The organism is Gaetbulibacter sp. M235, assembly GCF_043876835.1.
GTDB lineage: Bacteria > Bacteroidota > Bacteroidia > Flavobacteriales > Flavobacteriaceae > Yeosuana.
This window is the reverse complement of sequence record NZ_JBAWJZ010000003.1, coordinates 163,302-185,553: the sequence shown is the minus strand read 5'-3', so window position 1 is coordinate 185,553 and position 22,252 is coordinate 163,302. Positions and strand designations below refer to the sequence as shown.

Annotated in this window: 19 protein-coding genes; 7 read left to right on the top strand and 12 right to left on the bottom strand. The window is 32.8% G+C overall.

Features of this window, described 5'->3' with window-relative positions; translation table 11 throughout:
- Positions 1 to 7: 7 nt before the first annotated feature.
- Both V8G69_RS06090 and V8G69_RS06085 read left to right on the top strand, forming a co-directional pair.
- Entirely contained in the window at positions 8 to 1,711 is a 1,704-nt protein-coding gene (locus V8G69_RS06090) for a SusD/RagB family nutrient-binding outer membrane lipoprotein (protein WP_394880937.1), read from the top strand.
- Between the two features lie 16 nt (positions 1,712 to 1,727).
- A complete protein-coding gene (locus V8G69_RS06085) occupies positions 1,728 to 2,621 on the top strand; it encodes a hypothetical protein (protein ID WP_394880936.1) in 894 nt (297 codons plus the stop codon).
- 131 nt (positions 2,622 to 2,752) lie between these two features.
- Here V8G69_RS06085 and lspA read toward each other — a convergent pair whose 3' ends face one another.
- The 4 genes from lspA to V8G69_RS06065 all read right to left on the bottom strand — a co-directional run bounded on the left by lspA (position 2,753) and on the right by V8G69_RS06065 (position 6,751).
- Positions 2,753 to 3,250, bottom strand: coding sequence for a signal peptidase II (gene lspA / locus V8G69_RS06080; protein WP_394880935.1), 498 nt, complete (start codon positions 3,248 to 3,250; stop codon positions 2,753 to 2,755).
- Positions 3,251 to 3,259: 9 nt separating this feature from the next.
- Positions 3,260 to 4,141, bottom strand: a complete 882-nt coding sequence (fabD, locus tag V8G69_RS06075; RefSeq protein ID WP_394880934.1) for an ACP S-malonyltransferase — start codon at positions 4,139 to 4,141, stop codon at positions 3,260 to 3,262.
- Between the two features lie 111 nt (positions 4,142 to 4,252).
- On the bottom strand, positions 4,253 to 5,809 hold the full coding sequence (locus V8G69_RS06070) for an NAD(P)/FAD-dependent oxidoreductase (RefSeq protein ID WP_394880933.1): 1,557 nt from the start codon (positions 5,807 to 5,809) through the stop codon (positions 4,253 to 4,255).
- A 33-nt stretch (positions 5,810 to 5,842) separates the two neighbouring features.
- Complete coding sequence (locus V8G69_RS06065; protein WP_394880932.1) at positions 5,843 to 6,751, bottom strand: dihydrofolate reductase; 909 nt, start codon at positions 6,749 to 6,751, stop codon at positions 5,843 to 5,845.
- A gap of 297 nt (positions 6,752 to 7,048) precedes the next feature.
- Between V8G69_RS06065 and V8G69_RS06060 the strand changes: the two genes are divergently transcribed.
- The gene (locus V8G69_RS06060; RefSeq protein ID WP_394880931.1) at positions 7,049 to 7,345 is read left to right on the top strand and encodes an isoamylase early set domain-containing protein; all 297 of its coding nucleotides are present in this window, start codon (positions 7,049 to 7,051) and stop codon (positions 7,343 to 7,345) included.
- A 41-nt stretch (positions 7,346 to 7,386) separates the two neighbouring features.
- Here the strand turns inward: V8G69_RS06060 and V8G69_RS06055 are convergent, their stop codons facing one another.
- The 5 genes from V8G69_RS06055 to V8G69_RS06035 all read right to left on the bottom strand — a co-directional run bounded on the left by V8G69_RS06055 (position 7,387) and on the right by V8G69_RS06035 (position 12,089).
- Positions 7,387 to 8,211, bottom strand: coding sequence for a thymidylate synthase (locus tag V8G69_RS06055; RefSeq protein ID WP_394880930.1), 825 nt, complete (start codon positions 8,209 to 8,211; stop codon positions 7,387 to 7,389).
- 130 nt (positions 8,212 to 8,341) lie between these two features.
- Positions 8,342 to 9,598, bottom strand: coding sequence for a nucleoside permease (locus tag V8G69_RS06050; RefSeq protein WP_394880929.1), 1,257 nt, complete (start codon positions 9,596 to 9,598; stop codon positions 8,342 to 8,344).
- A 23-nt stretch (positions 9,599 to 9,621) separates the two neighbouring features.
- Positions 9,622 to 10,236: a bifunctional nuclease domain-containing protein gene (locus V8G69_RS06045; RefSeq protein WP_394880928.1), complete on the bottom strand. Its 615-nt coding sequence runs from the start codon at positions 10,234 to 10,236 to the stop codon at positions 9,622 to 9,624.
- A 118-nt stretch (positions 10,237 to 10,354) separates the two neighbouring features.
- Positions 10,355 to 11,314 carry an electron transfer flavoprotein subunit alpha/FixB family protein gene (locus V8G69_RS06040; RefSeq protein WP_394880927.1) on the bottom strand — a complete coding sequence of 320 codons (960 nt, stop codon included), beginning with the start codon at positions 11,312 to 11,314 and terminating at the stop codon, positions 10,355 to 10,357.
- A gap of 28 nt (positions 11,315 to 11,342) precedes the next feature.
- The gene (locus tag V8G69_RS06035) at positions 11,343 to 12,089 is read right to left on the bottom strand and encodes an electron transfer flavoprotein subunit beta/FixA family protein (protein ID WP_394880926.1); all 747 of its coding nucleotides are present in this window, start codon (positions 12,087 to 12,089) and stop codon (positions 11,343 to 11,345) included.
- Positions 12,090 to 12,306: 217 nt separating this feature from the next.
- On the opposite strand from V8G69_RS06035, the gene V8G69_RS06030 reads away from it, so the two are divergent.
- Both V8G69_RS06030 and V8G69_RS06025 read left to right on the top strand, forming a co-directional pair.
- On the top strand, positions 12,307 to 13,284 hold the full coding sequence (locus V8G69_RS06030) for a pyruvate dehydrogenase complex E1 component subunit beta (protein WP_394880925.1): 978 nt from the start codon (positions 12,307 to 12,309) through the stop codon (positions 13,282 to 13,284).
- A 64-nt stretch (positions 13,285 to 13,348) separates the two neighbouring features.
- Positions 13,349 to 15,844 carry a DUF5686 family protein gene (locus V8G69_RS06025; RefSeq protein WP_394880924.1) on the top strand — a complete coding sequence of 832 codons (2,496 nt, stop codon included), beginning with the start codon at positions 13,349 to 13,351 and terminating at the stop codon, positions 15,842 to 15,844.
- A 4-nt stretch (positions 15,845 to 15,848) separates the two neighbouring features.
- On the opposite strand, the gene V8G69_RS06020 is transcribed toward V8G69_RS06025, so the two are convergent.
- Positions 15,849 to 17,498 carry a SulP family inorganic anion transporter gene (locus V8G69_RS06020; RefSeq protein WP_394880923.1) on the bottom strand — a complete coding sequence of 550 codons (1,650 nt, stop codon included), beginning with the start codon at positions 17,496 to 17,498 and terminating at the stop codon, positions 15,849 to 15,851.
- Between the two features lie 243 nt (positions 17,499 to 17,741).
- On the opposite strand from V8G69_RS06020, the gene V8G69_RS06015 reads away from it, so the two are divergent.
- Positions 17,742 to 18,269, top strand: a complete 528-nt coding sequence (locus V8G69_RS06015) for an inorganic diphosphatase (protein ID WP_394880922.1) — start codon at positions 17,742 to 17,744, stop codon at positions 18,267 to 18,269.
- Between the two features lie 128 nt (positions 18,270 to 18,397).
- Complete coding sequence (locus V8G69_RS06010; protein WP_394880921.1) at positions 18,398 to 20,779, top strand: sodium-translocating pyrophosphatase; 2,382 nt, start codon at positions 18,398 to 18,400, stop codon at positions 20,777 to 20,779.
- A 76-nt stretch (positions 20,780 to 20,855) separates the two neighbouring features.
- Here V8G69_RS06010 and V8G69_RS06005 read toward each other — a convergent pair whose 3' ends face one another.
- Positions 20,856 to 21,470: a deoxynucleoside kinase gene (locus tag V8G69_RS06005; RefSeq protein ID WP_394880920.1), complete on the bottom strand. Its 615-nt coding sequence runs from the start codon at positions 21,468 to 21,470 to the stop codon at positions 20,856 to 20,858.
- Positions 21,471 to 21,474: 4 nt separating this feature from the next.
- Positions 21,475 to 22,251, bottom strand: a complete 777-nt coding sequence (locus V8G69_RS06000; RefSeq protein WP_394880919.1) for a hypothetical protein — start codon at positions 22,249 to 22,251, stop codon at positions 21,475 to 21,477.
- Position 22,252 lies beyond the last annotated feature (1 nt).

Genomic DNA, 22,252 nt, shown 5'->3' with positions numbered 1-22,252 from the left:
AAAAATCATGGAAAATAAATTTAAAATAAAATTAAAAGGCTATAAAAAACTTATCACCATTTTTATGTCTTTATTGCTGGTTTTTAATTGTAGTGATTATTTAGATATCAATAAAGATCCAAATAACCCTACGGTGGCACCATTGGATCAATTGTTGACTAATGTTGAAATAAACTTCAAAAATATTACAGATTTTCAGAACTTATCTGGAGAAGTATTCTCTTGCTATGTACACCAATTTGTTTTTAGAGAAGAACAAGATCAGTATGGCACTAAGCAAGATAACACTTTAGTTGTTAACTCATGGAATATTGCTTATTCTGTTTTGACAGAATGCGATATTGTCATTAACCAAGGTACAGAAGAAGAAGAGATGATTATGGTTGGTATGGCTCAGGTTATTAAAGGGTATACCGCTACTATGATAGTTAATATTTGGGGAGATGCCCCTTTTACAGAAGCAGGTTTATTGGGCGAAGGTATAGTGAGTCCTAACTTTGACAATCAAGAAGCCATATATCAGTCTGCCCTTGATTTAATTGATGAAGGATTAGTAAATATAAATAGTGGAAAAGGACAAAACCCCGGTACTCAAGATTTATATTACAAAGGAAGCGTTTCAAAATGGAATAAGTTTGTAAACACTTTGAAGTTAAAACTGTATAATGAAATTAGACTATCCTCATTGTTTGATGCAAGTAAATTAAACGCATTGGTTAATGCCAATAATTTTATGACTGGTATAAGTGATGATTTCCAATTTACTTACTCTACAGCACAATCTCCATCAGATGAAAGGAATCAAATGTATTTGGATTCATATTTAACAGGGCAAACATCTTATTATGCAAGCCCTTGGTTTTATGAAATTCTAAAAGGTTGGAATCCAAATATTCACAATGGAATTACTGATCCAAGATTGCCTTATTATTTCTACAACCAATTGAAGCCGGGTCAATTGCCTCCAGATGTTGGTGATCCTACAACCGGAGACCCAAAAGCTGACTATTGGGACAGGAATACTGGTTTTCATACCATTAGGTTTGGTAGTGTAAGTGCCAATAGAGACTTTGCGTCAAGGGATTCTTCTACCTATCCTGGTATTTATCCTGCAGGAGGAAAATATGATGATGGATCGGGAGGAAAAGCTAATGCAAACGTAGGGACAGGAGCTGCCCCCCATAGATTATTAACCTTTCATGAATATCTGTTCATTAAAGCAGAACTTATGCAAGCAGGTTTATTAAGTGGAGATGTTCGTGCTACATTGGAGCAGGCAATTACAACAGCTTTTGCTAAAGTAGATAATGTTGTTGCTAATTCTAAAACTACCCAAACGGTTCCAGTACTTTCTGGGTCTTCAGAAGTGACCTCATTTATTGATGATGTTATGTCTGAATTTGATGCAGCATCAGCCACTAAAAAGATGGAAATCATTATGACCCAAAAATGGGTGTCAACCTTTGGAGATCCTTATGATCAATATAATGATTATAGAAGAACGGGGTATCCAGTGTTGGCTGATCCAAACAGTTCATCAAAAGAATACCAATTAGATAATGAGGATGCATGGCCTTTAATTGATAGTGAAACAACACTTACAAGACCCTATCAAGTATCTATATTCTGGCCTTTGGCTGAATTAGATGTAAATAAGAATGCTCCAAGTCAAAAGGATGCAACTGCTTACAAAATATTTTGGGATAATTAATCTAATAAAAATTACAATGAAAAATATAAAAATTATAACATTCATTTTAGCAATATTTATGCTGAATACTTCTTGTGAAAATGACGGAGGCACCTCTGTTATTCCACTGGATAATGGAGCTTTGCCTGACTTTAATTTGGTTGCTGGCAGTGATGATTTTATTAAAATTGGGGGATTTAACAATTTAAGCTTAAAGTTTACTGTAGGTATTGGCGAAGGAGAACCCACCTCATTTGACTTGAAGGCTTTTTGGTTGACAGCTGCTGGTGATTTATATGGACCGGGAACTTTTGACACTAATGTGACTTCTTTCCCTAAAGAATATGCCATAACGAGCACAGATATTTTTAATGCTTTTTCTGAGCTGAATAGTGTGGCTGATGTTTCTGTTGGTGACAGAATAATGTTTTTTACTTCATTTAAGTTAGCCGATGGAACAGTATTAGATGTTCTTAATAGTAATGGAGAACCAAACTATTATGCAGCCGATTTTTCTCAAATAACAGACTATACAATCAAATTTGAATACTTTGTAATTTGCCCTCCGCAACCTGGTAATTATAGAGTTGTTATGCATGATTCATTCGGAGATGGTTGGCAAACGGATGATCCTAATGGAGGCAGTGGAATTATTGTTACAGTTGATGGTGTAGATCAAGAAGTAGGAATGTGTAGCCCATATATACCAAGCACCTTTGAATGTACTCCTAGTGCCGATGGTTTTGAAGCTGATGAAGACGCTATTATTACCATACCTGAAGGAGCTTTAAAAGCAACTTGGAATTTCCCTGGGGATGCTTATGGAGAAATCGGATTTGAAATATATGGCCCTGGAGATGAATTACTTTTAGAAAGTGGTTTTGGTGAAGCTGGTGCAGGAGTTTTACCTGTCACACTTTGTGCTCAATAAATAATAATTCAATTGATGAATAAAAAGCCGCCTAAATTTAGGTGGCTTTTATTTTTTGAAACAATTTATATTTTAATTGTACAAATGTAATATTCTTGATAGATGTGATATTTATAAAAAAATAATTAAGATTAATCAATTGCTTTTTTTTTCTTCCTAAGACTGAGTGCAAATAACATAATCATTCCAGTTGTTACAGAAAGATCAGCCATGTTAAAAATACCAGTCCTAAAAACACCACCTAAATCAATGTGAAAAAAATCTGTAACAGAACCATAAGCTACTCTATCAAAAACATTGGCGATTCCACCTCCAATAATACTAGCGAAAGCAAAGACTGAAAGTTTGTCTAAACTTTTATCCTTAAAAATATGTACGGTTACAAATCCTAAAACAGCAATAGGCAGTATAAGCAACAGAATAAGTTTCATAACTGGGCTCAAATCACTTCCCATTCCTAGAAAAGCACCTACATTTTCAACATTATGAAGTGTAAAATACTCGCCAATAATATTTGATCTTTCAGATGGAACCACATAGGTTCTTACTAAAATCTTTGAAATTTGGTCAACAGCAATTGTAATGATTATTGTTAGAATTATGAATAGGGAACGACGAGATAGTTTCATAAATTATTTTTATAAAGTAGCAGATGCAGTTTGAGCTTCTCTGTTAATTTTTTTAACCAAACCTTGCAATACATTTCCTGGGCCAACTTCAGTGAATAAAGTGGCACCATCTGCGATCATTTGTTGTACAGATTGTGTCCAGCGTACAGGAGCTGTTAATTGTGAAATTAAATTTAATTTGATTGCAGTTTCATCAATAACAGCGTTTGCAGTTACATTTTGATATATTGGACAATTAGGTTTGCTAAAGTGAGTACTTTCAATAGCAGCAGCTAATTCTTCTCTTGCTGGTTCCATTAATGGAGAATGAAATGCACCACCAACTGGCAGTACTAAAGCACGTTTAGCTCCGGCAGCTTTTAAAGCTTCACAAGCATTATTAACAGCTTCAACTTCACCAGAAATCACCAACTGACCCGGACAATTATAATTAGCAGCAACCACAATACCTTTTGTGTCGGCACATATTTTTTCAACAATTTCATCTTCTAAACCTAAAACGGCAGCCATTGTGCTTGGTTGTATTTCACACGCTTTTTGCATGGCTAATGCACGTTTAGAAACTAATTTCAATCCGTCTTCAAAATTTAAAGACCCATTGGCTACTAATGCAGAAAACTCTCCTAATGAATGACCAGCTACCATATCTGGTTTAAAGTTAGCTCCTAAAGTTTTAGCAAGAATTACAGAATGTAAAAAAATAGCAGGTTGTGTTACTTTAGTTTCTTTCAACTCTTCAGCTGAACCTTCAAACATGATATCAGTAATTTTAAACCCTAAAATATTATTGGCTTGTTCGAATAATTCTTGGGCTAAAGGTGAAGTTTCATAAAGGTTTAAACCCATTCCTGTAAATTGGGCTCCTTGACCAGGGAAAATATATGCGTTCATATTAGTTTAATTTTTGTGGTGCAAAAATAGGAATAAATCTTGAAAAGAAACCAGCCTACCTTTCTTTTAGAAACTGATTGGAAGATATCTTTTAGATGATTGAATTTCTGCTTATAAGCCAACCGTAGCAGCTTCAGCACAACGTTCGCCATCCATAGCGGCCGAAACAATACCACCAGCATAACCACCGCCTTCGCCACAAGGAAATAACCCTGAAATTTCTGGATGTTCCAGATTTTCGTTTCTGGGGATGCATACAGGTGATGAGGTTCTTGATTCAACTCCAACAACGTTGGCTTCAGAAGTATAATAACCTTTCATTTTTTGACCGAATGCTTCAAAGCCTTGTCTTAATCTGCTTCCAATAAACTTGGGTAATAAAGAATGTAATGGTGCAGATTTTAATCCTGGTTGATATGAACAAGGATTTAAGTCGTTTGATAATTTTCCTTCAACAAAATCGGTTAAACGTTGAGCGGGTGCAGTTTGAGTTCTTCCTCCAGCTGTAAATGCCAGTTTTTCTAAATCCTTTTGATATTCTAATCCTTTTAAAGGACCAAATTGTTCGTATTTGTATAAATCTTTTTCAGCATTTATTTCTACAACAATACCAGAATTGGCAAATAAATTATTCCTTTTTGAAGGTGACATTCCGTTAACAACAACTTCTCCGTTTGCTGTTGCCGCTGGTACTATAAAACCTCCTGGGCACATGCAAAAAGAATAGACTCCTCTGTCATTAACTTGTTGAACTAATGCATAGGATGCTGCGGGTAAGAGTTCATTGCGTTCTCCGCTACAATGATATTGTATAGAATCTATGATATGTTGAGGATGTTCAACGCGAACGCCCATTGCAAAAGATTTAGCTTCCAAAGCTATTTTCTTTTTGTAAAGTAAATAAAAGATATCACGTGCCGAATGACCAGTTGCTAAAATGACCCTGTTAACTGGTATGTCTTCACCATTTTGCAATTGAATGGATTGGATTTTATAATTCTTAACTGTGAAGTCAATAACTCGTGTTTCAAAATAAATTTCGCCACCAAATTTTAAAATCGTTTCTCTTATATTTTGAACTACTTTAGGTAACTTATTAGTTCCAATATGTGGATGAGCATCAACCAAAATTTGATCAGTGGCACCATGATAAACCAGATTTTCAAAAATGCGCCTTACATCACCACGTTTTAAACTGCGAGTGTAGAGTTTCCCATCACTATAAGTTCCAGCACCACCTTCACCAAAACAGTAGTTAGAATCTTCATTTACTATGTGATCTTGGTTAATTGCCTTTAAATCGCGTCTTCTATCCTGAACATTTTTACCGCGTTCTAAAACAATGGGTTTAAAACCTAATTCTATACATCGTAAAGCAGCATACATTCCAGCAGGACCAAAACCAATTATATGAATAGCTTTTGCTTTTGAAACGTCCTGATAATTAAAGGTGTATTCAGATGTTTTTGGTAATGATTCTTTAATGTAAGCAGCTATTTTATAGTTAAAAATAATTTGCGGTTTACGGGCATCAATAGACTTACGTAATACCTTAATTCCAGTAATATCATCCTGCTTTATTTTTAAAAATTGAGCTGATTTTTTTACAAGAATGTTTGGTTGAGCCTCTTCTTGAAGAGTTATACGTAACTGAATCTCTTTTACCATGCTGCGAAATTACAGAAAAAAGTTATAGATATTTCATTTCCTTTTGTAGGTAATAAACGAATAATCAAACTCATTTTTATTCTCTTTCTTATGATACACATTGTTGGTTTCTACCCAAATTGATGTGTCTATTTCAGGAAAGAATGTATCAGCTTCAAAGCTTTGATGTACTCTTGTGAGTTCAATTTTATCTGCTATTTTTAAGGCTTGATTATAAATTTCACCGCCACCAATAATAAAAGGTTGGCTATCTTGTTTTGAAATCTCAATAGCATCTTCAAGGGTATTAACTACTACAACTCCATTTGGAACTTGATAATTTGGCTGCCTTGTAATAACTATATGAGTTCTGTTAGGTAAAGGTTTTGGGAAACTTTCAAAAGTTTTTCGTCCCATAATAATATGATGCTCATTAGTAAGCGTTTTAAACCTTTTTAAATCATCACTTAAATGCCAAATGAGTTGGTTATTTTTTCCAATGGCATCATTTTCAGCCGCTGCAACAATAATAGTTAAGCAAGAAGTTATGTTAGTTTTTTTTTTATCGTCTGTTTTAGAACGCATATTAGATTGGTTGGTAACAGGAATTGTTTTTTTAAGCTCTTCAATACGCTGTTTTTGTTTTGCTACTAGCTTTTCTAATTGTGATTGTTCCCAATCTTTACCCATAAAATGATGTGTTATAAATACATTAAATGAATGATAAGCTAATAAAAATAGCCAAATTAAAATAGCAAAAACAAACCAGTTAGTATTAAAAGGTCTAAAACCCTTACCAAAGCCAAGAGCTAAATTCAATAATATAAAAAAGAGGGAACCAATTAAAAAATACACAAAATGAAAGTATAAACGTTTTTTCTGTTTAATACGTTTTTGAGCATTTTTAATAAGTTCTAATTGTTCTTTATCTATTTGAGGGTTATTTTTTTTTGTTCCAAACATACCTTTAAATCATTCTTGTAAAGTTAAAGATTTTTAACGATAAAATTAAATGCAAACCATGAATTAAAAAAACCATAAATACGCAAACGATTCCGTTTAAAAACCTTTGAAAATCAGTGAGAAAGAAATGAGTTTATAGTGATAATACTATAATTTAAAAGTTAATTTTATTGGGTTCTTTAAATTTTGTATTATTAATATTATCAAATTAATAATTCTAACATTTAAAAAATTTATAATATTAATGCCTTGAAAATTGTTTCTTAAATTTGCATAGTTAATTAATAATATTGAATTATGGCTATTACAAAACAATACTTAAAAAGCAAACCTGTTTGTAAAGTAACTTTTTCTGTTCCTGCAGAAAATGCAAGCGAGGTAAAAGTTGTTGGTACCTTTAATAATTGGGATACTAAAACAGAAGGACTTAAAAAATTAAAAAATGGTACCTTTAAAGGGACTGTTGATTTAGAAACTGGTAATTCTTATGAATTTAAATACATCATTGATGGTGTATATGTGAATGACTCAGAAGCCGATGGTTATTTATGGAATGATTTTGCTTCAGCAGAAAATGGGGTAATAAACCTTTAAAAATTAAAAAAAGGGCTTTCAAATTTTTGAAAACCCTTTTTTTATACAGCAACCTTTCCTTTAATATGTGGATGCGGATTGTAATCTACTAGCGTGAAATCTTCAAAAGTGAAATCAAAAATATCTTTCACTTCAGGGTTTAAAATCATTTTTGGTAAAGGTCTTAGCTCTCTTGAAAGTTGTAATTCCAATTGCTCAAAATGATTATTGTATATGTGAGCATCACCAAAAGTGTGAATAAACTCACCTGCTTCGTAACCACAAACTTGAGCCATCATCATGGTAAATAAAGCATAAGATGCAATGTTAAAAGGCACTCCTAAAAAGATGTCTGCACTGCGTTGATAAAGCTGACAAGACAACTTACCATCAGCTACATAAAATTGAAAAAAGGCATGACAAGGTGGTAAGGCTGCTTTTCCATTGGCTACGTTTTCACTGAATGATTTTGAAGTATCCGGCAATACAGATGGGTTCCATGCAGAAACCAGCATGCGTCTGCTATTTGGATTGTTTTTTAAGGTTTCAACAATTTCTTTAATTTGGTCTATGTCATCATTATTCCAATTTCTCCATTGATGTCCGTAAACTGGTCCTAAATCCCCATTTTCATCAGCCCATTCATTCCAGATTCTAACACCATTTTCAACTAAATAATTAATATTTGTATCGCCCTTTAAAAACCAAAGAAGTTCATAAACAATAGATTTTAAGTGGAGTTTTTTTGTTGTAACCATAGGAAATCCTTCGCTTAAATCAAATCGCATTTGATATCCAAAAACGCTTTTTGTTCCTGTTCCAGTACGGTCTCCTTTTTGATTTCCGTTAGTTAAAACGTGTCTTACAAGATCATGATATTGCTTCATAGTCATTTTTCCACAGCTGTGGAATTCTCTTTAAATTTTAATGAAATTCTAAAAAATAAAAATAGAAAAAAGGGTCGAACAGAAATTGTTTGACCCATAAATTATATTAAAAGTTATTAACTAAATTTTCTTAATGTGAAATTGTTTCCTTTATTTCATTTGGATCATGTTTATGTTTAAACATGATTGCAAAAGCTATGGCAATTACCAATGAATAAATGGCAAAAGTTAACCAGATGCCATGCCAGTCTTTACCTTCTGAAGTTGTAAAAAAGAGATCAATTAAATAACCGCTTATCACACTTCCAAAAATAGCTCCAAAGCCATTAGTCATCATCATAAATAAGCCTTGAGCTGAAGAACGAATTTTAGAATCGGTTGAAGTTTCCACAAATAATGAGCCTGAAATATTGAAGAAATCAAAAGCCATTCCGTAAACGATACATGATAAAATAATCATCCACAATCCATCTTCAGGATTGCCAAAAGCAAATAATCCAAAGCGTAATACCCAGGCAATCATACTAAAAAGCATTACCATTTTAATGCCGAATTTTTTTAAGAAAAATGGAATAGCCAATATAAATACAGTTTCCGAGATTTGAGAAATTGACATGATAATTGTGGAGTATTTAACCACAAAAGAATCTGCATACATCGGATTTAGTTTAAAATCGTCTAAATAAACATCTCCATATGCATTGGTTAATTGTAAGGCAGCTCCTAAAAACATACTAAAAATAAAAAACAAGGCTAGTTTATAGTTGGCAAATAATTTAAAGGAACTTAAGCCTAATAATTCAACTATTGATTTACTATCGGATGTTTCACGTTGTGGTTCACATTTAGGTAATGTAAAAGAATATATTCCTAAAAAAATAGCAGCTGCAGCTGCAATATAAAATTGATTTTCTGACGCTTTGTTTCCAGTTAAATTGGTTATCCACATAGCTGCTATAAAACCAATAGTACCCCAAACTCGAATAGGAGGGAAATCTTTTACAACATCCAATCCACTTTTCTTTAATGCGTTGTAAGCTACAGAATTTGATAGAGCAATGGTAGGCATATAAAAAATCATTGCTACCAATATACCCCAAAAAAACGAAACAGGATTAGCAGCCATTGGAATATATAAAAGGGTTAAACCCCCAAGAATATGTAAAATACCATATAATTTTTCTGCATTAACCCATCTATCGGCGATAATGCCACAAATGGTGGGCATAAAAATTGAGGCTATTCCCATGGTTGAAAAAATGGCGCCAAATTGTGCTCCATCCCAACCTTTTGTTCCAAACCAATAATTAGCAACTGTAATCAACCAAGCTCCCCAAACAAAAAATTGAAAAAAACTCATTAGGGTTAATCGGAATTTTATACTCATATTGTTGTATGTGTTAATTGTAGCTAGCGTTTAGAAATTTCGTCTCGAATATGGGCTGCTTTCTCATAATCTTCATTAGCAACGGCTTCATCTAACATATTGTGAAGCTCTTCAAGAGTTTTGGATTTGTAATTTTCTTTAGGTTTACTTAGCTCAAGTTCATCAGCTAATAAGTCGTCTACTAAAATGCTATCTTGTTCGCTTTCTTCTTCTTTTTTAGGATTTACTTTCAAGTAAATCCCAGCTTTATCCAAAATATTTTTATAAGTAAAAATTGGTGCCTGAAAACGTAGAGCCAAAGCTATGGCATCACTAGTTCTTGCGTCAATGATTTCTTCAATTTTATCACGTTCACAAATCAAACTAGAGTAAAAAACGCCATCAACTAACTTATGAATGATTACTTGTTTTACAATAATATCAAATCTATCGGCAAAATTTTTAAATAAATCGTGAGTTAATGGTCTAGGAGGGCGAATCTCTTTTTCGAGAGCAATGGCAATAGATTGTGCTTCAAAAGCTCCAATAACAATAGGTAATTTGCGATCACCATCAACTTCATTTAAAATTAAAGCATATGCCCCGTTTTGGGTTTGACTATAGGATATTCCTTTTATGTTAAGTCTTACTAAACTCATAATTATATAAAACGCAAATAACTGCTTAAATTTGGACTTTAGCAACTACCTTTTGCAGATAAACTTTAAAACACCAAATTAAACAGTTTGTTTGACAATACAATGTAGAAAAAAATATTTATTGTTGCGCTTTAAATGCTTTTAATTTTTCTATAAGTTGAGGTACAACAACAAAAGCATCTCCTACAACACCATAATCGGCAGCCTTGAAAAATGGCGCTTCTGGATCTGTATTTATTACAACTTTTACTTTTGATGCGTTTATTCCTGCCAGGTGTTGAATAGCACCAGAAATTCCGATAGCTATATACAAATTAGCTGCAACAGGTTTTCCTGTTTGCCCAACGTGTTCTCCATGTGGTCTCCAACCTAAATCTGAAACAGGTTTTGAGCAGGCAGTTGCAGCTCCTAAAACATCGGCTAATTCTTCAATCATTCCCCAGTTTTCAGGGCCTTTTAAACCACGACCTGCAGAAACAACTATTTCAGCATCAGCAATGGTAACTTTATTTGAAGCTTTGTCAACTGATTCAACTTTAATTCCTGAATCTGGAATTGAAGGAGAAAAATCTTCAGTAGTAGCAGACGTTTTATTTTCTTTTAAACCAAAACTATTTTTTGAAACGCCTAATAGTTTTACATCGGTATTGATTTGAAACATTTCGTAGGCTTTATTTGTGAAAGCTGAACGTTTTACAACAAATGGAGCAGTACTTAAAGGTGTTTCTAATACATTGGTAGCATAACCTGCATTTAAATTTATAGATAAAAGTGGTGCTAAATATTTACTGTTTACACTTGAACTTACAACTACAACTTTGGCACCTTCTTTATCGGCAGCTTGTTTAATTATAGCTGCATATATTTTTGCATTAAAGGCATCTAATGATGGATTTGAAACTTTTAAAACTTTGCTAACTCCATAGGTTTCTAGCTCAGAAGTGTCACCTGCATTTATGGTAATTGCTGTTACTGTGGTTCCTAATTGATCAGCAACTGCTTTGGCATATGAAGCCACTTCAAAAGCTATTTTTTTGAAACGTCCTTGATCTGATTCTGTATATACTAAAACTGACATAATTTTTTAATTTGAAATAGTTTGTTTGTTAAATAACTTTTGCTTCGTTGTGTAATAGATTGATTAGTTCGTCTAAATTATCAGGCGATACTAGTTTTACAGCGCCTTTTGGTGCTGGCTTTTCAAACTTAACCGAAGCTGTTTCAGGTTCAATGTCAATAGGTTCAACAACAGTTAATGGTTTTTGTCGAGCCATCATAATACCTCTCATATTTGGTATACGAAGATCAGCTTCTTGTACAATTCCTTTTTGGCCACCAACAATTAGAGGTAAGGTTGTAGATACAGTTTCTTTTCCTCCATCAATTTCTCTAACTACTTTAGCTGAAGTTCCTTCAACTTCAAGTCCTATACAATTATTCACAAAATTAGAATTTGTTAAACCTGCAATCATTCCTGGTACCATTCCACCATTATAATCAATAGATTCTCTACCAGCAATAATTAAATCATAACCACCATCTTGAACTACTTTTGCTAGTTGTTTAGCCACCATAAAACCATCGGTTGCTGCAATATTCACTCTTATGGCAGCATCTGCACCAATAGCTAATGCTTTGCGTAACGTTGGCTCGGTTTCTGCACCTCCAACATTAACAACTGTAACTTGTGCGCCTTGCTTTTCTTTAAACCACATGGCACGAGTTAAACCAAATTCGTCATTTGGGTTGATTACATATTGTACACCGTTAGTATCAAACTTTGTGTTGTCATCAGTAAAATTAATTTTTGATGTAGTGTCTGGAACATGACTTATACATACTAATATTTTCATTTTTAGTAATTTAATTTGTTTGTAATTAATTAAAAAATAGAATCAGATAACCTATATGATATGAAAAAATATAACTGAAACTATGATTTAGAAGTCACGAAGTTAATTATTTTATTCTGAATATTTACTATGCACGCATAATAAATTTTAAATAATTCTTTTGAGCATCTTAAATCATTTATTGTTATTTTTGCAATTCGATTTAAAAAATAGTTTGATGAAGACAATTCAATTTAGAGAAGCTGTATGCGAAGCAATGAGTGAAGAAATGCGTCGAGACGAAAGCATATATTTAATGGGTGAAGAAGTGGCGGAATACAATGGTGCCTATAAAGCATCAAAAGGAATGTTAGATGAATTTGGTCCAAAGCGTGTTATCGATACTCCAATTGCAGAGTTAGGTTTTGCTGGTATAGCAGTAGGTTCAACCATGACTGGAAACAGACCGATTGTTGAATACATGACCTTTAACTTCTCTCTAGTTGGTATTGATCAAATTATAAATAATGCAGCTAAAATCAGACAAATGTCTGGTGGACAATTTAAGTGTCCTATTGTGTTTAGAGGCCCAACAGCTTCTGCTGGACAATTAGGTGCAACACATTCACAGGCTTTTGAAAGTTGGTTTGCAAATACTCCTGGTTTAAAAGTGGTAGTGCCATCAAATCCATATGATGCAAAAGGATTATTAAAATCTGCTATTCGTGATGATGACCCGGTTATTTTCATGGAAAGTGAGCAAATGTATGGTGATAAAGGTGAAGTTCCAGAAGGAGAATATACAATTCCATTAGGAGTTGCTGATGTTAAAAGAGAAGGAACAGACGTAACAATCGTCTCTTTTGGGAAAATAATTAAAGAAGCTTATGCAGCAGCCGATGAGCTTGCAAAAGAAGGCATTTCATGTGAAATTATTGACTTGCGTACTGTGAGACCAATGGATAAAGAAGCTATTCTTAAATCTGTTAAGAAAACAAATAGATTAATAATTTTAGAAGAAGCATGGCCTTTTGGAAACGTTTCAACTGAAATTACATACATAGTGCAATCTGAAGCTTTTGATTATTTAGATGCACCAATTATTAAAATTAATACAGCTGATACACCTGCACCATATTCTCCAGTTTTATTGGCTGAATGGTTGCCAAATAGTAACGATGTTATTAAAGCTGTAAAAAAAGTTTTATACAAATAAATTAAAAGTTTTTACGTTATATAAACTTCATTAGCACGATTGTTGATGAAGTTTTTTTTGTAATATGAATATAAGAATACTTTTTGCCCTTTTCTTCATTGGATTTTTTTCCTCATTGGCTCAAACCAAAGTTAGTGGTTATGTTTTTGATGAAGACAATCAACCAGTTTCCTTTGCTAATGTTATTTTTAAAGGATCTACTCAAGGAACAATTACCGACGAGAACGGTAAGTTTTATTTAGAATCTTCTGATACTTGGTCAGAACTTAAAGTCTCCTTTATTGGATACGAAACTATTGTAGTTCCGCTAACCAAAAAAGTTAATTACGATTTAAAATTCATTTTAAAAGAACAAGCATCACAACTTGATCAAGTATTAATTGTAACAGGAAAACAACCCAAAAAGGATAATCCAGCAATTGATTTGCTCAGGAAAATATGGGAGCATAAACGAACAAATGGTTTAAAACAATTCAATCAATATAAATACGATAAATACGAGAAGGTTGAGTTTGATATCAACACCATTGATAGCGCTCTTATAAATAGTAAATTGTTTAAAGGAATGGAATTTGTTTTTAGTGAAGTTGATACTTCAAACGTTACTGGAAAAACATATTTGCCAATCTTTATTAATGAAGCTGTTTCAAAAGTTTATGGGGACAACATTCTGAACAAAGAAAAAGATGTCCTAGAAGGGAATAAAAATTCTGGATTTAGCGATAATCAAATCGTTATTGATTTTGTTAATGATTTGTATTCTGAATTCAATGTATATGATAATTACCTTAAGTTCTTTGATAAAAGTTTTGTGAGTCCACTTTCAAGAACAGGAATAAACACCTATAATTATGTATTATCAGACAGTACTTATATAGATAATAAGTGGTGTTATAATATCATTTATTATCCTAGAAGAAAAAATGAACTAACCTTTAAAGGAGATTTTTGGGTTGCAGATACAACCTATGCTATTAAAGAAATTAACTTACAAGCATCAAAAAGTGCCAATATAAACTGGGTAAAAGATATTTATATAGAGCAAGAATTTGAAGTGTTGAATGACTCATTATTTTTAGTAAAGAGAGATTATATGATGTCTGATTTTGCTCTTAGAAAAAAAGAGAAATCAAGAGGGGTTTATGGTAAAAGAACCACACTTTATAATAATTATGAGTTTGATAAGCCTTTAGATAAAAAATTCTATGAGCAAGAGGTTTATAACTATGATAAAGATGTATATGATAGAGATGAAGAATTCTGGAATGAAAATAGGCTAGAATCTTTAAATAAAGACGAAAAGGGTGTGTACAAAATGTTAGACACACTAAAAACCGTTAAAAAATTCAAGCAGCTTTATAATTTAGGAAGCATTTTAGCTTCTGGTTATATTGAATTTAACGAGCTTCCATTAGATTACGGCCCCATCTTTTCAACCTTTGGTTTTAATGAAGTAGAAGGGACCCGTTTAAGAACAGGAGGAAGAACCTATTTTGGTAAAAACGACCTTTGGCGTTTAGAAGGGTTTTTAGCTTATGGTTTCAAGGATGATAAGTTTAAATATGGAATATCTGGTAAATGGTTGTTAGACAAAAAAAGCCGATTGATTATTTCTGGCGGAAATAGAAGAGATGTAGAGCAAATAGGAGCCAGTTTAACCACATCAACAGATGTTTTAGGTAGAAGTTTAGCTTCATCTTCAGTAGTTGGAACAGGTGCTAATGATAAACTTACCTCAATAAATTTAACCAGTTTTGCAGTTGAATTAGAACCGGTACGAAATTTAATTTTTAGATTAGGAGCAAATTACCGCACTTTAGAATCTGCTTCTCCAACGTTTAGTTTAGACTATAATACACCAACTGGAGTTGAGTCTCAAATAAAACAATATGAAACAACCTTATCATTATCATATTTTCCAAAACGGAAAATGACTGGATTTGGGGTTGAAAGGCGTGAGGCAAATGATAATTTTGCTCGTCTTTTTGCACAAGTGAGTCGTGGAGATAAAAGCATTTTTAATAGTGATTTTAATTACACAAAAGTTCAAATGTCATACGTGCAACCTTGGTTAATAGGTGGTTTAGGAAGATTAACAACAACGATTGAAGCAGGTAAAACTTTTGGAGAAGTGCCTTTAGGGTTGTTAAGTGTCATTCCAGGGAATCAATCCTATTTTTCAATTTATAACACATTCTCTCAATTAGATTATTACGAGTTTGTCTCAGATACTTACACGTCAGTAAACTTTGAGCATAACTTTAATGGGCTGTTCTTTTCAAGAGTTCCTTTTTTAAGAAAATTCAATCTTCGTGAAATTGTTGGTATTCGAGGTGTTTGGGGAGATCTTTCAGATGAAAATTTTGCCTTAAGCAGAACAGCAAACCCAAACAGTATTCCTTTAGTAGCTCCAAACAAAAAAGTGTATTACGAATACAGCTTTGGAGTAGGAAACATTTTTAAGATTTTCAGATTAGATTTTAATTTTAGAGGTAATTATCTTGAAAATCCTAATGCCAGAAAATTTGGAGTTACCGGTACTTTTGGATTTCATTTCTAGGTTTCTAAAAAGTTTTTTTAGCTAATTCTATTGCTTTTGAAATGTCTTTTACAACAAATTTTTTGTCGATTATTAGGAACAAGGCATTTTTTTCAAAATCTTTTCTTAGAGTTTCACTTATTCCGGAAAGAATTACATTGATACCTCTTACTTTATAGGTTTTAATTATTTCTTTTAAGCTTTGGTATCCTGTGGCATCTATCATAGGTACATAACGCATTCTAATAATAATAACTTTAGGTTCTTGATTTGTGTTTGTTATGGTTTCTTGAAACTGGCGTGCGGCACCAAAAAAGAGAGGGCCATTAATTTCATAAAGTAAAGCGCCTTTAGGTAAATCAACCAATTCCTCATCAAACAAATGCTCGCCATTAACATTGTCGGTCAATATATTTTGAACTTGAACAGATTCACTCATTCGCTTCATAAACATAAAACTAGAAAGTACTATGCCTATTTCAATGGCAATAACCAGATCAAAAATTACGGTTAAGAAAAAGGTGGTTAGCATGATAATAATATCCATTCTATTACCTTTTAAAATAGATTTAAATTGTCTCCATTCACTCATATGATATGCCACTATAATTAAAATTCCAGCCAAACACGAAAGCGGAATTAATTTTGCATATGGTCCAAAAAGCAACATTATGGCTAGCAAAACCAAAGCATGAACAATTCCGGCTATTGGAGTTCTGCCACCGTTTTTAACGTTAGTTGCTGTTCTGGCTATGGCTCCAGTTGCAGGTATTCCGCCAAATAATGACGAGAAAATATTGGCACCACCTTGTGCAATTAGCTCGATGTTTGATCGGTGTTTTCCTCCAATCATTGAATCAGACACCACTGCAGAAAGTAAAGATTCAATACTTCCAAGTAAAGCTATGGCAAAAGCAGGTTGAATAAGACTCTGGATAGTATTGAAATCCACTTTAGGAAAGGATGGCAAATGAAAACTATTGGGAATACTTCCAAAATTACTTTCAATAGTATCAACAGGAATCTTAAGTAGTTGGACAATAATTGTAGAAATTAAAATGGCTATTATAGAACCAGGAATTTTTTTTATAAATTTTTGGAAAACCAACATAATGGTAATAGTACCAATGGTTATTGCAGTTGCATACCAGTTTATATTGCTGAAATTTTTAAAATAAACAATCCATTTATCAATAAAATCGGCAGGTAATTTAGTTATGTGAAGACCAAAAAAATCATTTATCTGTGATGAAAAAATAATTAAGGCAATGCCGCTTGTAAATCCTAAAATGAGCGAATAAGGAATAAATTTTAATAAATTTCCAAGTTTAGCAATCCCAAAGCCAATAATTATAAATCCAGCCATAAAGGTTGCAATGGTTAAACCATTGATACCATATTGTTCTACAATGCCATAAACAATCACAATAAATGCTCCTGTTGGTCCGCCAATTTGAACTCTGCTACCACCAAATGCTGAAATAATGATACCAGCAATTATGGCTGTTATAATTCCTTTTTCAGGTGAAACACCAGATGCAATGGCAAAAGCAATGGCAAGTGGTAAAGCTACAATACCAACTATTAAACCAGAAAGTGAATCTTTTATAAAAGTTTCTTTAGAGATGCCTAGCTTAAGAATTGAAAACAGTTTTGGGGTAAATTCTTTACTCATTTTCTTAATATAAAAAGTGATTTTTTATAGGATATGGTTTGATGCGAAGTTAATTGTTTTTCCTTGATTTTTTTAAATTTAATGCTATTTGATTGTGGTATTTTTATCATTTTTTTTTTCTTTTTAAAAAGTTTTAAAACAATCTTCAATTTGTTGCTTAATCTTTAAGGGATGAGTATCTTTGCTTTGCATTTTTAAATGCCTCAAAAAAAAAGAAAATCATTATAATTTGTAATATTAAATATGAGTAAGAAAAATGAATTAACCTTTGACGTGTTAATAGAAATCCCAAAAGGAAGTAGAAATAAGTATGAATATGATTTTACATTACATAAAATCCGTTTTGATAGAATGTTGTTCTCATCTATGATGTACCCTGGAGATTATGGCTTTATTCCTGAAACTTTAGCACTTGATAAGGATCCATTAGACGTATTGGTGTTAGGTACAGAACCAACCTTTCCAATGGTCGTTATGGAAGTAAAACCAATTGGAGTTTTTCATATGACGGATGAAAAAGGACCTGATGAAAAAATTATTTGTGTACCAGTATCAGACCCTATTTGGAGTCAGAATAATGATATAAGTGATTTAAATCCTCATAGATTAAAAGAAATTGAGCACTTTTTTCAAGTGTACAAAGATTTAGAGGAAAAGAAAGTTGATGTTGGAGGTTGGGGAAGTGCTGAAGAGGCCATAGAAATATATCATAATTGTGTAAAGCGTTATGATGAAAGCGAACATAAGAAAAAGAGAACTTTTACCATCTAATTATTGGATTGTCAAAATATCACAAAAAAAATTAAAACCATCTTATTATAAGGTGGTTTTTTTTATCAATTATATTTTACTATTTTTAGTCGATTCAAAAAAAAATTAACTAACAACTAATCATTAATATGGAATTATTAGTAAAATTTCTTCCCGCTTTTGGGGCCCTAGGTCTTCTATTTGTTTTTGTTAAAAACGTTTGGATAACTAAACAGGAGGTAGGTTCTCCAAAAATGGCTAACATAGCCAAACACATAGCAGATGGTGCTATGTCATTTTTAAAAGCTGAATATAAAATTTTAGCAATTTTTGTAGTTGCAGTAGCAATTTTATTATTCTTAAAAGGAAATTCTGAAGAGGGTTCCAATGGTATTATTGCATTATCATTTGTGGTAGGAGCAGTTTGTTCTGCTTTGGCTGGTTTTATTGGAATGAGAGTAGCAACTAAAGCAAATGTAAGAACAACCCAAGCGGCAAGAACATCTTTAGGTAAAGCTTTAGAAGTTGCATTTGCAGGAGGAGCTGTTATGGGATTAGGTGTTGTTGGACTAGGTGTTTTAGGATTGAGTAGTTTGTTCATGATTTATCAAAGCATATGGCCAGGTTCAGAAAATATTCCAATGGTATTAAATGTGCTTTCTGGGTTTTCTTTAGGAGCTTCATCTATAGCCTTATTTGCACGTGTTGGTGGAGGTATTTATACCAAAGCAGCAGATGTTGGTGCAGATTTAGTTGGTAAAGTTGAGGCTGGAATTCCTGAAGACCATCCTCTAAACCCTGCTACTATTGCAGATAATGTTGGTGACAATGTTGGAGACGTAGCTGGAATGGGAGCAGATTTATTTGAATCTTATGTTGGTTCTATTATTGGAACCATGGTATTAGGCGCCATTATTGTTACTCCTGGTTATGGAGGTCTAGGAGCTGTGTATTTACCGCTTGTATTGGCAGCCGTTGGTATTGTAATGTCTATTATAGGAACCTTATTTGTTAAAGTTAAAGATGGAGGTTCACCACATAAAGCTTTAAATTTAGGAGAATTTGGCTCTGGGTTTTTAATGATTATAGCTTCCTATTTTATTATTGAAGCTATGATTCCAGAAACAGTTGAAGGATTACCATTTGGTTCTTTTGGTGTTTTTATGGCTACTCTTGCTGGATTAATTGCAGGATTCTGTGTTGGTAAAGTAACAGAATATTACACGGGTACAGGTACTAAACCTGTTACTTCAATTGTAAGGCAATCTGAAACAGGTTCTGCTACCAATATTATTGCTGGTTTAGGTGTAGGTATGATGTCTACTGCTATTCCAATATTATTAATAGCGGCTGCAATTATGGTTTCTCATTATTATGCTGGTTTATATGGTATTGCTATTGCAGCCGTTGGAATGTTAGCTAATACAGGAATTCAGTTAGCTGTTGATGCTTACGGACCAATTTCTGATAACGCAGGTGGTATAGCAGAAATGGCTGAATTACCAAAAGAAGTTCGTGAACGTACAGATAAATTAGACGCTGTAGGAAATACTACTGCTGCCATTGGTAAAGGATTTGCAATTGCTTCTGCTGCGTTAACAGCGTTAGCCTTATTTGCAGCCTTTATGCATACGGCACACGTAGAAGCAATTGATGTATCTAAACCAAATATCATGGCTGGATTATTAATAGGAGGAATGCTACCATTTGTGTTTTCTGCTTTATCAATGAATGCTGTAGGGCGTGCTGCTATGGCAATGATTGAAGAAGTTCGCCGTCAATTTAGAGACATTCCGCAATTAAAAGCAGCTTTAAAAGTTATGAGAGATGTTGATTCAGATATGTCTAAAGCAACAGAAGAACAAAGAAAAATATTTGATGCAGCTGATGGTTATGCTGAATATGAAAAATGTGTTGAAATATCAACAAAAGCATCTATTAAGGAAATGGTATTACCAGGTTTAATGGCCTTAGCTGTTCCGGTTGCTGTAGGCTTTATTGGAGGAGCCGAAATGCTAGGAGGATTATTAGCTGGAGTAACAACTTGTGGGGTTCTTATGGCAATCTTCCAATCAAACGCTGGCGGTGCTTGGGATAATGCCAAGAAAATGATTGAAGCCGATGGTCGTAAAGGTTCAGCAGCTCATAAAGCAGCAGTTGTTGGTGATACAGTTGGAGATCCATTTAAAGATACATCTGGACCTTCATTAAACATTTTGTTAAAATTAATGTCGGTTGTGGCTTTAGTAATTGCACCTAGTATTGCTCTAGACAATGATGCCGTGACTGTTTATGCTGAGAGTGGATTAACTAATTCAAAAGAAGTAAAAGTTGTCATGAGCAGTAATGATGATGGTATCTATACCGCTACTGTAACTACCGTAAACAATGTGAATGGAGAGGAAAAAAAGACTGAACAAGTTTTTAAAGGAACCGAAGCAGAAGTTAAGGATGAAATTGAAGCTTTAAATGATAAAAATGAATCTGTAAAAGTACTTATTGAAAAACAGGTTGAAAAAGAAACAAACTAGCTAATTATTATATTATTACAAATGAAAAACCACACTTTTATGTGTGGTTTTTTTATTATTTAAAAAGAATTGTTTTTTAAAACAATCCGTTAATTTCTGCATCAATAGTATTAATGATAGTTCCTAAATCCTCTGGTTTTTCAACAAAATCTAAATGGTCAACATCTATAATAAGTAATTTTCCTTTGTCATAACCATGAATCCAAGCTTCATAGCGTTCATTCAATCTGCTTAAATAGTCAATGCTGATGGAGTTTTCATAATCTCTGCCTCGTTTGTGGATTTGAGAAACTAAGTTTGGGATTGAGCTTCGTAAATAAATTAAAACATCTGGGCCATGAACCAGTGATTCCATTAAATCAAAAAGTGATTTGTAGTTTTCATAATCACGGTTAGTCATTAAACCCATAGCATGAAGGTTGGGCGCAAATATATGTGCGTCTTCATAAATAGTTCGGTCTTGAATAATATCTTTTCCGCTTTTTCTTATTTGTAAAACTTGACGAAATCTACTATTTAAAAAGTAAACCTGAAGGTTAAAACTCCAACGCTCCATTTGGTTATAAAAGTCATCTAAATACGGATTGTCTACAACATCTTCAAGTTGTGCTTCCCATTTATAATGTTTTGCCAGTAATTTAGTAAGCGTAGTTTTTCCGGCGCCTATGTTTCCTGCAATTGCAATATGCATAATATCAGTTGGTTTTTAATTGGAATTTCTGAAGGGTTTCATCATTGTAAATATACAAGGTTTCGTTGGTTACAAAAAACTGATTTATTAACAAATTTGGAATTTTAATTGGAAGGATTTGCGTGGTCCCCTTTTTTAAATAAAACAAAGCATTATCCTTTTTTAAAATAATATTTTCATCACTTTCATCCATTTTTGTAAATCCATCATTAGCTATTTTTGAAATTAAGGTTCCAAAATAATTGTAAATTAATAAATTGTCTACGGTTAGTAACCAACAGTAATTATAGTTGCTCTTTATATCTAACACATTGCTTTTTATGGGTAACGTTTTAAATTTGGTTGAATTGTATTTATAATCATAAACTTCCAGTTGTTGCTTGTCTTGATTAAATAACCATAATGTGTTATCATTTCCTGTTGAAATATGTGATACATTACGATAAGGTTGCATAGAACTAAAATCTATTTTGAATATTTCGGCTAACCTGTTATCAAGTATTATAACCGAATTAAAATCTTTATAAAACAAATTAATTTTTAAAGTATTGAATGTATTTGCTGATGAAATATTTCCTAATTGCAAATTATTATAAGAAATGGTTTTTGTAGCATCTTTTTTATAAAACACATTGTTGCTAATATAGTACATGGTGTTAAAACCATCAATGGCAACTGGCGTTTCAACCTTTAATTTTATTGAAGAAATAAAATTAGCTTCAATAGATTCTTGAGAAAATATTGAGAATGAAATAAATAATATAAAACAAGTGATTTTCATA